Annotated in this window: 12 protein-coding genes and 1 tRNA gene; 9 read left to right on the top strand and 4 right to left on the bottom strand. The window is 66.4% G+C overall.

Translation table 11 applies throughout. From position 1 onward, the window contains the following. The first annotated feature begins 90 nt into the window (after positions 1–90). Positions 91–411, top strand: coding sequence for a hypothetical protein (locus TBU01S_RS13365; RefSeq protein WP_369404211.1), 321 nt, complete (start codon positions 91–93; stop codon positions 409–411). 25 nt (positions 412–436) lie between these two features. Here TBU01S_RS13365 and TBU01S_RS13360 read toward each other — a convergent pair whose 3' ends face one another. The 4 genes from TBU01S_RS13360 to TBU01S_RS13345 all read right to left on the bottom strand — a co-directional run bounded on the left by TBU01S_RS13360 (position 437) and on the right by TBU01S_RS13345 (position 5013). Further along, positions 437–1732, bottom strand: coding sequence for a sensor domain-containing phosphodiesterase (locus TBU01S_RS13360; RefSeq protein WP_068637149.1), 1296 nt, complete (start codon positions 1730–1732; stop codon positions 437–439). A gap of 103 nt (positions 1733–1835) precedes the next feature. After that, positions 1836–3272, bottom strand: coding sequence for a DEAD/DEAH box helicase (locus TBU01S_RS13355; RefSeq protein WP_068637120.1), 1437 nt, complete (start codon positions 3270–3272; stop codon positions 1836–1838). 154 nt (positions 3273–3426) lie between these two features. Beyond that, positions 3427–4521: a 23S rRNA (cytidine(2498)-2'-O)-methyltransferase RlmM gene (gene rlmM, locus TBU01S_RS13350; protein ID WP_068637119.1), complete on the bottom strand. Its 1095-nt coding sequence runs from the start codon at positions 4519–4521 to the stop codon at positions 3427–3429. A 105-nt stretch (positions 4522–4626) separates the two neighbouring features. Then, a complete protein-coding gene (locus tag TBU01S_RS13345; RefSeq protein ID WP_068637118.1) occupies positions 4627–5013 on the bottom strand; it encodes a hypothetical protein in 387 nt (128 codons plus the stop codon). A 182-nt stretch (positions 5014–5195) separates the two neighbouring features. On the opposite strand from TBU01S_RS13345, the gene TBU01S_RS13340 reads away from it, so the two are divergent. From TBU01S_RS13340 to TBU01S_RS13305, 8 genes are all read left to right on the top strand, one after another. Beyond that, complete coding sequence (locus tag TBU01S_RS13340) at positions 5196–6467, top strand: extracellular solute-binding protein (protein ID WP_068637117.1); 1272 nt, start codon at positions 5196–5198, stop codon at positions 6465–6467. Between the two features lie 89 nt (positions 6468–6556). Beyond that, entirely contained in the window at positions 6557–7525 is a 969-nt protein-coding gene (gene ispB / locus TBU01S_RS13335; RefSeq protein ID WP_068637148.1) for an octaprenyl diphosphate synthase, read from the top strand. A gap of 36 nt (positions 7526–7561) precedes the next feature. Then, a tRNA-Pro gene (locus TBU01S_RS13330) sits at positions 7562–7638 on the top strand. Between the two features lie 377 nt (positions 7639–8015). After that, the gene (gene petA / locus TBU01S_RS13325; RefSeq protein ID WP_068637116.1) at positions 8016–8609 is read left to right on the top strand and encodes a ubiquinol-cytochrome c reductase iron-sulfur subunit; all 594 of its coding nucleotides are present in this window, start codon (positions 8016–8018) and stop codon (positions 8607–8609) included. 55 nt (positions 8610–8664) lie between these two features. Further along, positions 8665–9528: an electron transfer flavoprotein subunit beta/FixA family protein gene (locus TBU01S_RS13320; RefSeq protein WP_068637115.1), complete on the top strand. Its 864-nt coding sequence runs from the start codon at positions 8665–8667 to the stop codon at positions 9526–9528. After that, positions 9525–10643, top strand: a complete 1119-nt coding sequence (locus TBU01S_RS13315; protein WP_068637114.1) for an electron transfer flavoprotein subunit alpha/FixB family protein — start codon at positions 9525–9527, stop codon at positions 10641–10643. The genes TBU01S_RS13320 and TBU01S_RS13315 overlap by 4 nt, the downstream gene beginning before the upstream one ends. After that, complete coding sequence (locus tag TBU01S_RS13310; RefSeq protein WP_245650920.1) at positions 10643–11944, top strand: FAD-dependent oxidoreductase; 1302 nt, start codon at positions 10643–10645, stop codon at positions 11942–11944. Before TBU01S_RS13315 ends, TBU01S_RS13310 begins: the two co-directional genes overlap by 1 nt. Beyond that, positions 11941–12252 carry a ferredoxin family protein gene (locus TBU01S_RS13305; protein WP_068637112.1) on the top strand — a complete coding sequence of 104 codons (312 nt, stop codon included), beginning with the start codon at positions 11941–11943 and terminating at the stop codon, positions 12250–12252. Before TBU01S_RS13310 ends, TBU01S_RS13305 begins: the two co-directional genes overlap by 4 nt. The last annotated feature ends 1 nt before the right edge of the window (position 12253 follow it).

Here is a 12253-nt window from a genome sequence, read left to right as displayed (position 1 = left end):
TTCCGGCCGGCATTCACCGGCCGGCTAAAGCCTGGCTTCATCGGGCCGTAAGCAGGAGAATGTTCCCCTGCTTACGGCCCGATGTCCTTCATGCGTGCATTGCTTTTCCTGAGCCTGTTTTCCGTCCTGCTGCCGGCCGCCGCGCAGCAGCCGGCGGCCGTGGCGAGCGAAGGCGCGCCGGCGTCCGCCGCGGCGAAGCCGGAAGTGCCCGAATGGCGCAAGACCGACGGCTACCGCTTTCCCGCCGTGGCAAAGACGGTCGAGGACATGCAGAACCTCGCTTATGCGATGCAGTTGCGGGAATTCTGCGCCAATGTGCGCATCCCGGACGATTTCGTGCGCGAACGGCTGAACCGCTTCAGTGCCATGACCGGGCGCGAGGAAGACTGCCGGACGCTGCTCGACTACTGAATCCCGCTTCGAACGCAGGTCGGTATCAGGCGGAAAAGCGCGAGAACTCGTGGGCCGTCATCGGCTGGCCGAACAAGGGGCCTTGTTGCAGATGGCAGGCGAGGGCGCTCAGAAAATCGCGCTGGGCGGGCGTTTCCACGCCGCGGGCAAATACTTCGAGTCCCAGCGTGCCTGCAAGGCTCACGATCGCCTCGACGACGGCCTCGCTGTCTTCGCTGTGGCCCACGCCCTGGACGAGCCCGGGCGTCAGCTTGACGGCGTTCAGCGGATAGCGGCGCAGCCGCGGGATCGATGACAGGCCGCGGCCGAAGTCGTCGATGGCAAGGCGGACGCCCATTGCCGACAGCGCCTTCAAGGCGCTCAGCAGGCCCGGGCTCTCGCTTTCGAGCACTTTCTCGTCGAGATCGAGCTCCAGGCGCTCCGGCGGCAGGTCGTTGTCCTCCAGCACCAGCCGTACGCATTCAGCGAAGTCGCCATGCAGCAATTGTTCGGTGGCGACGTTGACGGTCAGCCGCGCCTTGCGGCCCTTGCCGTTCTGCCAGGTCCGGGCGCTGCGGCAGGCCGCATTGAGCGCCCAGTCGCCGAGTCGGGCGATGAGCTGCGGATCGTGGATCGCATTCCTGAAACGTCCGAACGGCAGCTGGCCGAGGGTTGGATGCTGCCAGCGCAGCAGCGCTTCGCCGGCGCACAGGCGTTTGCTTCGGGTGTCGATCAGCGGCTGGAAATTCAGCGTGAACTCGTCCTGGTCGAGCGCTTGCCACAGTCTGGGTTCGAAGCTGCCGGCACTGGCGTCAGGCCATATGGTGGCGTCGAACAGGCTGCCCGGGCGGCTCAGAAGCCGGTGTTCCGGATCGAGATGGGCGGCGAAATGCACGGTCGGGGGCGCAGTGGTGCGCGACGCCGGGCGGGATGATGCGCGCGCGCGCGAGCCGGTGGGGCTGAGCACCAGTGCATGGACGCCGGGGCGCAGCCGGGGTGCGCAGAGCACCTTGAGTTCGCGCGTGCGCCCGTCCGGCAGGGCGAAGCCGACCTGGCTGCGCCGTTCGCCTTGGATCAGGAGCCGGCCGCGCGCTTCGAGAAAACCTTCCTCGTTGGGGAACAGGCTGGCAAGCGGCTGGCCGGCGATTTCCCGGTAGTCACGCTCCAGCAGCTTGCAGGCCGCCGTGTTGGCGTCGAGGATCAACTCGTCGCCGATGATCAGCAGCCCTTCGTCGATCAGCTCGAGCAGGGCCAGGTAGACGCCCGTTTCGGCGCCTTCCGAGAGGTCGGCAACGAAAGGTTCGTGCTGCGGCGAAGAAGACGGGCGTCCGGGAAGATTCACGGGGAACAAGGTCTGAGGTGGTGGTGTAGTGATCTACGGCATCGCCATCAGAATACTTGAACCCCCGTCATCGCCGATCTGGAAATAGACACCGGAGTCGCGGCTATTTTCGCCCCAGGCCGCCCAGCAGAACCGCGATCGGCCGCTGGGGCCGGCGCAGGGGGTCGGGGCGGGCATCGGCAGCCGGGTGCTCGGAGGCGGACGACGACGCTGCGGGCTGGTAAGGCTTGCTGAAATCGAAGCCGTCCGCGGCGACCGTCGAACGCGAGCGGGGGCCGGTCCGTGCCGCCGGCACGGCGGGCTGGCGCGTCCCGCCCTGGCGCGGCGGCCGCTGGCCATCGGCGGCGGCTGCGGCACGGCGGCCGCGCGACCGGCTGCCGGCTTCGAAGAACTCGGGCTCGGGGTCGAAGCCGGGCACGATCTCCTGCGGAATCTCGAGCTTGATCAGTTTCTGGATCTCGGCCAGCCAGTGCTTCTCTTCGGTGCTGACCAGCGACACCGCATTGCCCTTGTGGCCGGCACGGCCGGTGCGGCCGATGCGGTGCACGTAGTCTTCGGCGGTGTGCGGCAGTTCGAAGTTGATGACGTAGGGCAGTTCGTCGATGTCGATGCCGCGCGCGGCGACGTCGGTGGCGACGAGCACGCGCAGCTTGCCGCTCTTGAACGCTTCCAGCGTCTCGGTGCGCTGCTGCTGGCTCTTGTCGCCGTGGATGGCGTCGGCCGAGATGCCGCTGCGCTCCAGGAAATGGGCCAGCCTGCCGCAGACGATCTTGGTGTCGACGAACACCAGCGCCTGGGTGTCCGGCTGGTGGCGCAGCAGGTGGGCGAGCAGATTGCGCTTCATGCCCGACGAGACGGGGTGTACGACGTGCGTGATCGTTTCCGACACCATGTTGCGGCGCGCGACTTCGATCAGCTGCGGATTCTTCAGCATCTGGTCCGCCAGCTTCTTGATCTCGTCCGAGAAGGTGGCGGAGAACAGCAGGCTCTGGCGGTTGGCCGGCAGCAGCGCGAGGATGCGCTTGATGTCGGGGATGAAGCCCATGTCCAGCATGCGGTCGGCTTCGTCCAGCACCAGCACTTCGACCTGGGACAGGTTGATCGATTTCTGCTCGACGTGGTCGAGCAGGCGGCCCGGCGTGGCGATGACCACTTCGATGCCGCGGCGCAGTTCCATCTGCTGCGGCTTGATGTCCACGCCGCCGTACACGCACACCGAGCGCAGCGGCAGATGCTTGCTGTAGGTCTTGACCGATTCGTACACCTGCATCGCCAGTTCGCGCGTCGGCGCCAGGATCAGCGCGCGCGTCTGGTGACGGGCGGGCGAGGTGCTGGTGTTGGCGTGGCGGGCGATGCGCTGCAGCAGCGGCAGCGTGAAGCCGGCCGTCTTGCCGGTGCCGGTCTGGGCGCCGCCCATCACGTCGTGGCCGGCGATGACGGTCGGGATGGCCTGGCGCTGGATCGGCGTGGGTTCGGAATAGCCGGCGTCGGTGACGGCTTTGAGCAGTTCGGGAATGAGGCCGAGATCGGCGAAACTCATGGGCGCCTTTGCGTTGAATGCGGCCGGCAGCCGACCGCCTGATTGCGAAACCCCGGATTATACACCGCACGGAAAATCGTTACGGGACAGGGGCTTCGCCTGCGGCAGGGCCGGGCCGTCCCCGGCCGGACCTTGCCTGGTCGGGGCCGGCTTTTCAGCGCTTCAGCGTGAGGAAGGCGGTGACTTCCTCGCGGTCGTGGTACAGATGCTTGATGCGCAGGTCGAAGGGGCCGACGCTGTTGAGCCGCTTGCGGATCAGCTCGCGGCATTGCTCGACGGCTTCGAGCCGGCGCTTCATCGGCAGCTTGAGGTTGAAGATCGTATGGCGGCACTTGCCGGTGGCGATCCATTCGGCCATCAGCGAGGCGATGCGCGAAGGCTGCTCGACCATGTCGCACACCATCCAGTCGACCGGCCGCTGCGGCCGCCAGGTAAAGCCGTCGGCCTTCAGGTGCTCGACCATCTCGGTCGCCATCACGCTGTCGCGCAGCGGGCCGTTGTCGATCGCGGTCACCCGCAGGCCGCGATGGACGAGTTGCCAGGTCCAGCCGCCCGGCGCGGCGCCGAGATCGACCGCGCGCTGCCCGGCGCGCAGGATGTTGTCGCGCTCGCCTTCTTCCAGCAGCGTCATGAAGGCTTCGGCCAGTTTCATGGTCGAGCGGCTGGGGGCGTTGGAGGGCATCCGCAGCCGCGGAATGCCCATGGTCCAGGGCGCGCACTGGCCGTCCAGGCCGGCCGCCAGCCAGGCGGTGGTGGCGTCGGTGAACAGCACGTGCAGCACCGGCAGGCCGGTGCGGCTGCTGCGCAGGCAGCCGGCCTTCTCCAGCGCTTTGGTCAAGGGCTCGGTGAAGCGCTTGCAGAAACCTGAACGCTGCTTGGCCTCGTCGGTGTCCGGTGTTTCCAGCACCACGCCGCAGAAGCGCTGGCCGGAGGCCTTGACCGCGTCGACGATCGGCGTGGCGCGGTCGCGCTCGGGCAGACCCTCGACGCGGGCGAAATACGGCAGCAACTGGCGTGCGAAGCAGGGCCGCCGCCAGTCGGTGGCGGCGCCGAAGCTGCCGAGCGGAACGGGCTCGAAGGTCTCGAAGACGACGTAGCCGGTGTCGGGCTGGGCACGGACGAAGCCGATCAGGCCGGCCTCGGCGGCCAGATCGTCGAGCTCGCCGGCCAGTTCCTTCTCGAAACCGGCGCGGCAATAGCCGATCAGGCCGGAACAGGGCAGGCCGGCGGCAGGTGTGTGTTGGGTCATCGGCAGGCAGGGGAGATGAAGGGCGCGCACCCATCGCGAAATGGGAGCAAATGCGGGGAAAGTGCGGATGATAAGCCCTGCGGCCCGCCAGGGGCAGTGGCGCCGCTACTGTGCGGGCGCCGTGGCGCCGCCCGGAGAGGCGGCCGTGCCGGGCTCGGCCTGCCGGGCTTCCGGCACCAGCACCGATGGAACGGTGTCAAGCTTGTGCTCCATCATGTAATCGTTCATGTCCCGCCAGCCGGCGAACACCGCTGCCTTCTCGGATGAGGGGTTGAGTGCGTAGCAGTCTTCGAGCGAGCGCCCGGCGTGGCGGCAGGCGCCGCCGACCGCACGCCCCTCGGCTTCCTTCGCCGCCTGTTCGCGTGCAGGATTGGGAATTTCCAGCAACTCGCCCAGTACGTCGCAGCCGGCGGTCATCGTCAGCGAGGCGGCGAGCAGGAGTCTTGCGAGCGAGCGTTTCGCAAGTGCGGAGGGCAGGGCGTGTTTGTGCATGGCTGGTCGGAATGTGCACGGGCTATGGCAGGGCTTAACGGCATTGCCCGCCATATCTTGAAGGTCTGGCGCGAAGGCGTGCGATGTTGCGTCAGCAACATCAGGAGCACTCTATAATCTTTCAGTTAACTGATTTCTGCCGCCCTTCCTCTTTCCCGCCGTTTTCCTTTTGCCCCAGGTCCATGGATACCAAACGTTTCAAGACGACAGTCATTGCCTTTGCCGCCCTTCTGTCCGGTGCTGCCATGCCTGCGGCGCAAGCGGATGCCGGCTTGCAGATCCAGCTCTTCCACCGGCTGCCCGAAAGCAAGGCGGCGGCGCTGCAGGAACTGGTCGAGCGCTTCAACGCGCAGGAAAAAAGCGCCAGGGTGGTGCTGTCCGATGAGGACTGGCGCAGCGCTTCGCCGCACATGCTGATCCTCGAAGGCGAGGACGAAGAGGCATTCGTTGCCGGCAAGCCTCGCTACAAGGCGCTGCACGCGCTGATGAAGGATGCCGGCGTGCCCTTGCAGACGCTGCGCCCGCCCGCGATGATGACGCGCACGCCGGTCAACGCCAAGGGCCAGTTGCTGGCGCTGCCGGTCGGCTTGTCGACCCCGGTGCTGTTCCTCAACCGCGAGGCCTTGCGCAAGGCGGGGGTGAACGCGGACGCGCCTTCGGTGGCGACCTGGTTCGAACTGCAGGAAACGCTCGGCCGCCTGGCCGATACCGGCCATGCCTGCCCCTACACCGTGGCCGAGCCGGGCCGCGTGATGGTCGAGAACCTGAGCGCCTGGCACAACCAGCCCGTCACCAAGGCCCAGGGCAAGGGCAAGGCGCAGACGATGGCGCCATCCTTCAACGGCATGTTCCAGGTCAAGCACGTGGCGATGATGGCGAGCTGGTCGCGGGCGCGCTATCTGCATGTCTTCGAGCAGAACAGCGAAGCCGAGCAGCGTTTCGCGAGCGGCGATTGCGCGGTGATCGCGGCGCCGTCGTCGAGCTGGGCCGATTTCCGCCGCCAGGGCAAGGTCGATGTCGCGGTGTCGCGCCTGCCGTATTACGACGATTTCCCCGGCGCACCCCAGAACACCATTGCCGACGGTCCGGCGCTATGGGCCTCTGCGGGCAAGAAGCCGGCCGAATACAAGGCGGTCGCGCGTTTCATCGCGTTCTGGCTGCAGCCGCAGAACCAGGTCGCCTGGCAGCGCGAGACCGGCTATCTGCCGCTGAACCGCGCGGGCCTGCTGGCATCGACCAGCGAACTGCTGGGCGACGACCTCGACAACGTGCGCGTGGCCGTCGGGCAGCTCACGAACAAGCCGGCCACGGCCGAATCCGGTGCCCAGCCGGTGGTCGAGCGCGGGCGCGTGCGCCGCATCCTCGACGAGGAGCTGGCCGGCGTGTGGGCCGACAGCAAGGCCGCCAAGGAGGCGCTGGACAACGCCGTGGCGCGCGCCCTGGCCAGCCACTAGCAAGGTGCCGGGAACAGGTCGCCCGCGCGGCTTGACGCGAGTCGACGCGGGCGCCTACCATCCAGACTTTTTCCGCCAGCGTGTCCGCCTTGTCCGTCAAGCAGCTTTTTGCGCCGATCGCCGCCGACATGCAGGCGGTGGATGCGGCCATCCGCAGCCGTCTCCATTCAGACGTGGTCCTGATCCGCCAGGTCGCGGAATACATCATCCATAGCGGTGGCAAGCGCTTGCGTCCGGCTCTGGTGCTGTTCACCGCCGGGGCGATGGGCTACAAGGGGACGCATCACCACGAGCTGGCTGCGGTCGTGGAGTTCATCCATACCGCGACGCTGCTGCACGACGACGTCGTCGACGAATCCGACCTGCGCCGCGGCAACAAGACCGCCAACGCCATGTTCGGCAACGCGGCTTCGGTGCTGGTGGGCGATTTCCTCTATACCCGCGCCTTCCAGATGATGGTCGGGGTGGACAACATGCACGTGATGCGCGTGCTGGCCGACGCCACCAACATCATCGCCGAAGGCGAAGTCCTCCAGTTGCTCAACTGTCACAACGCAGATGTCCTCATCGAGGATTATCTGCGCGTGATTCGCTACAAGACGGCCAAGCTGTTCGAAGCCGCCTCCCGCCTGGGCGGCATCATCGGCGGTGCGGACGCGGATACCGAGCAGCGCCTCGCCGCATTCGGCATGCACCTCGGCACGGCCTTCCAGCTCATCGACGACGTGCTCGACTATTCCGCGGAGGAAGCCGACACCGGCAAGCACCTCGGCGACGACCTGGCCGAAGGCAAGCCCACGCTGCCGCTGATCCATGTCATGAGCCACGGCACGCCCGAGCAGGCCGCGCTGGTGCGCGGCGCCATCGAGAACGGCGGCCGTGACGATTTCGCCGTCGTGCTGGCAGCGATCAAGGCCACCGGTGCGCTGGAAGAAACCCGCCGCCATGCCGAAGCCGAAGCCCGACTGGCGATCGACGCGATTTCGGTGCTGCCCCCTTCCATTTTCAAGGATGCACTGCTACAATTATCCCACTTTGCAGTTGAGCGAAATCACTGATATATTGGTGGGCTTCGCAAGGCAGCAAACAAGTGTCGGGGAATAGCTCAGCCTGGTAGAGCACTGCGTTCGGGACGCAGGGGCCGGAGGTTCGAATCCTCTTTCCCCGACCAGAAATTCCCGGGAAACGCCCAAGTGAATCGATCACTTGGGCGTTTTTTTTTGCGGCCTCCATGCACGTCGAATCAAAGCAGGCCCTGCGTCTGCTGTGCCGGTTCGTCCATGGCAGTCGCTGCCGTCCGGGTGGCAGTATTGGCGGTGAATGGCAGTCGCCGGATGCAGCCATGTCGGCAATATCCCCTGTTTTCCGCCCATTCCGCGCCATCCCGTTCGTGGCACGCGGATTGCAATAGAGCCATCGAAGCAAGGCCGCCGGCCAAATCCCTGCCTGGGCTGTCCCCTCTTCGGCCCAACCCCCCGGTAGAGTTTTCCGGATTGGAGTGTTCCCCGGCCTTGTTTCTTTTTCGTGCCATTGCCGGGAGAGCAGTCGATGTCCGAATATCTCGAAGACCGCCGCAAGCTGCTGGCTGCCACTGCAGGTGCAGGGGCTGTTGCGGCGGCTGCGACGGCGGTTCCTTTCGTTGCCAGCCTGACGCCGTCGAGCCGTGCCCAGGCGGCCGGTGCGCCGGTCGAGGCCGACGTCAGCAAGCTGGCGGCCGGTGAAATGATGACCGTGGAGTGGCGGGGCAAGCCGGTGTGGATTTTGCGCCGCACGCCGGAAATGCTGGCCGCGCTGGAAGGCCATGAACAGCGCCTCGCCGACCCGGCCTCGGCGGAAAAACAGCAGCCCGGGTACGCCGCCAATCGTCATCGTTCGATCAATCCCGAATTTCTCGTCGTGATCGGCATCTGCACGCATCTCGGCTGCTCGCCATCGGAGAAGTTCGCACCGGGTGCGGCGCAAGGGATGCGGGAGGACTGGCCGGGGGGGTTTCTGTGCCCTTGCCACGGCTCGATATTCGATCTGGCCGGGCGTGTCTACCTCAGCCAACCGGCGCCGACCAATCTCGAAGTGCCGCCTTACCAGTGGCTGTCGGAGGCCGTGGTCCGGATCGGTGACGACGGCAGCGGTGATTCTGCGTGATGAGGACCGGGCCGATGAGCTTGCCGTCGATTCCTTGCAAACGTGACCGAATGCCATGCACATCGCCGTCTGTATAAAACAGGTTCCCGACAGCGCGCAGATTCGCGTGCATCCGGTCACGAACACGATCATGCGGCAAGGTGTGCCGACCATCGTCAATCCCTACGACCTGTTCGCGCTCGAAGAAGCGTTGCGGATCAAGGATCGTACCGGTGCCCGGATCACCGTGCTGACGATGGGGCCGGCCCAGGCCGAGGAGGCGCTGCGGAAATGCCTTTCCCTCGGTGCGGATGAGGCCATCCTGATCACCGACAAGGTGTTCTCCGGTGCCGACACCCTCGCCACCTCCTATGTACTGGCGGCCGCATTGAAGACGCTGGATGCGCGGACGCCGATCGATCTGATTTTCACCGGCAAGCAGACCATCGACGGCGACACCGCCCAGGTCGGTCCCGGCATTGCGATCCGGCTCGGCTGCCAATTGCTGACCTACGTGTCGAAGATCTGCGAGTTGGAGCCGACGGCACGGCACATCGTCGTCGAACGCAGGGCCGAAGGCGGCGTGCAGGTGTTGAAATCGGCGCTGCCCGCCGTGGTGACCATGCTGGAGGGCAGCAACGAACTCCGCTTCGCCGACATGCCCGGCATGTTCAGGGCTGCGCGCCAGGAAGTGCAACGCTGGAACCGCGACAGCATCGGCGTGGAGCTTGCCCAGGTCGGACTGAAGGGTTCGCCCACGGTGGTCGCCCAGGTTTTCGGTCCCAGGCCCAAGGCGGTCAAGGCGCTGCGCATCGACGGGGAAACCCCGGATGCGATCGCCGAAGCCTTTGTCGACAAGCTGTTCGCCGATCACCCGCATCTCGAGGACGCCATGCTCGAACATCTGGAACTGCTCGGCCAGCAGGGAGTGAAACCATGAGCGACTCACTCGACACTGCCGCCAAGCCGATCAAGAAGCCCAAGCGAGTCCTGCCGGAACGCTTCAAGTCCTACAAGGGCGTGTGGGTCTTCATCGAGCACGAGCATGGGCATGTGCATCCGGTGTCCTGGGAACTGCTCGGCAAGGGGCGGGAACTCGCCGACAAGCTGGGTGTGGAGCTGGCCGGCGTATTGCTGGGTGGCATGGGCGAAGCGGTGAGGGAACTGGCCGCGGAGGTCGGTGCCTACGGTGCCGATCTGTGCTATCTGGCCCGGCATCCGGTGCTCGAGGATTACCGCAACCAGCCTTACACCACCGGGCTGACCGAACTGGTCGACACTTACCAGCCGGAAATCCTGCTGCTCGGCGCCACCACGCAGGGGCGCGATCTGGCCGGATCGGTCGCGACCACGCTGCTGACCGGGCTGACCGCGGACTGCACCGGGCTGGACATCGATCCCAGCGACCGTTCGCTGCTGTCGAGCCGCCCGACCTTCGGCGGCAGCCTGATGTGCACCATCGTCAATCTGGCGACGCGGCCGCAGATGGCCACGGTCAGGCCGCGCGTCATGACCATGCCCGCCCGCCGGCCGGACCGCCCGCTGCGCGTCGTCGAGCATGGCCTGCAGCTGGACGAGTCCGCGGTCGTCACCAAGGTGCTCGATTTCGTCCCGGATGTCCGCGCCGACAAACCGCAGCTGCCGTTCGCCGATTTCATCGTCGCCGGCGGCCGGGGTTTGGCCAAGCCGGAAAACTTCACCCTCGTCACCCGCCTGGCGAGCACCATCGGCGCCGAGGTGGGCGCTTCCCGCCCGGCGGTTCATGCCGGCTGGGCCGACGTCGAACGCCAGGTGGGCCAGTCGGGCAAGACCGTACGGCCCAAGCTCTACATCGCCGCCGGCATCTCCGGCGCGGTGCAGCACCGGGTCGGCATGGAGGGCGCGGACGTCATCGCCGGGATCAATCCCGATCCGCGGGCGCCGATCTTCGATTTCGCCAACTACGCCCTGATCGGCAGCGCCGCCGAATTGCTGCCTGCGCTCGAACGCGCCTTCGCCCGGCGTCTGGCCGAGGCGCGGGCACGGCGGGCGCAGGCGGCGGAGGAGACGGTGTGATGGAGAAATTCGACGTCGTCGTCGTCGGCGCCGGCCCGGCCGGCAATGCTGCGGCCTACACTCTTGCTCGCGCCGGACTGTCCGTGCTCCAGCTCGAACGCGGCGAGTCGCCGGGAACCAAGAACGTCCAGGGCGCGATTCTCTACGCCGATGCGCTGGAGAAGATCATCCCCGACTTTCGCGACTCGGCGCCGCTGGAACGGCACGTCGCCGAGCAGCGGATGTGGCTGCTCGACGAGAACCAGACCTGTACCGGCGTCAGCCACCGCGACGCGCGCTTCTCGCAGCAGCCGTACAACCGCTACACCATCATCCGCGCGCGCTTCGACCGCTGGTTCTCCGAGCAGGTCAAGAGTGCCGGTGCGCTGGTGATCTGCGAGACCACGGTGACCGGCCTGCTGAAGGACGACGCCGGCAAGGTCATCGGCGTGCGCACCGAGCGCGCCCAGGGCGACATCCTGGCCGACTGCGTGATCCTGGCCGATGGCGCCAACGCGCTGCTCGGCGAGCGTGCCGGCCTGCGCCCCGCGATCAAGGCCGAGGACATGGCGCTGGTGGTGAAGGAGGTGCTGTTCCTGCCCAAGGAAACCCTGGAAGCGCGCTTCAACATCAGCGGCACCCAGGGCGTGGTCATCGAGATCGCCGGCAACGTCACCCATGGCATGGTCGGCACCGGCTTCCTCTACACCAACAAGGACTCGATCGCGATCGGCATCGGCTGCATGCTGGGCGACATGAAACGGCAGCAGCTCACGCCCTGCCAGTTGCTGGAGGGCTTGAAGCGCCATTCCGCCGTACAGCCCCTGATCGATGGCGCCGAGATGAAGGAGTACTCCGCCCACCTGATTCCCGAAGGCGGCTACCGCGCATTGCCGCAGCTGTATGGCGAAGGCTGGCTGGTGGTCGGCGACTCGGCCGGCTTCGTCAATGCGGTGCACCGCGAAGGCTCGAACCTGGCGATGACCTCGGGGCGCATCGCCGCGGAGACGCTGATCGCGCTGCGCCAGGCCGGCAAGCCGTTCACTGCCGCCAATCTGGCGGGATACAAGCAAGGCCTGGACGACAGCTTCGTGATGGCCGACCTGAAAAAATACCAGGGCGTGCCCGAACTGCTCAACCAGAACCCGCACATCCTCGACCTGTATCCGCGTTTCGTCGGCGATGCCGCGCGGGAAATCCTCACCGTCGATGGCGTGCCCAAGCGCGACAAGCAGAAGAAGATTCTCGGCGAACTGGCGCGCAGACGCTCCCTGCTCGGCCTGCTGGGCGATGCCTACAAGTTCTGGAGAGCCTTTCGATGAACATGCTTGCCGAAGCGCTGCTGCCCAGCGTCAACGTGGAAGAAAAGCTCTTCCAGGATCGCTATCGCGTCGATGTGGGCAGGCCGCACATCAAGCTCCGTGACGCCGCGGTGTGCACGGCGTGTAAGGCGAAGCCCTGTACCGTGTGCTGTCCCGCGGGCTGCTGGCGCGTCGCCGAGGGCGGCGGAATCGAACTCGTCGTCGACGGCTGCCTCGAATGCGGCACCTGCAGGCTGGTGTGCGGCGAAGGCAACGTCGATTGGAACTATCCGCGCGGTGGTTTCGGCATCCTCTTCAAGTTCGGTTGAT

The sequence above is a fragment of the Thauera butanivorans NBRC 103042 genome (genome assembly GCF_001591165.1).
Classification (GTDB): domain Bacteria; phylum Pseudomonadota; class Gammaproteobacteria; order Burkholderiales; family Rhodocyclaceae; genus Thauera; species Thauera butanivorans.
The sequence above is the reverse complement of the archived record's forward strand: the minus strand, read 5'-3'. Positions and strand labels throughout refer to the sequence as shown.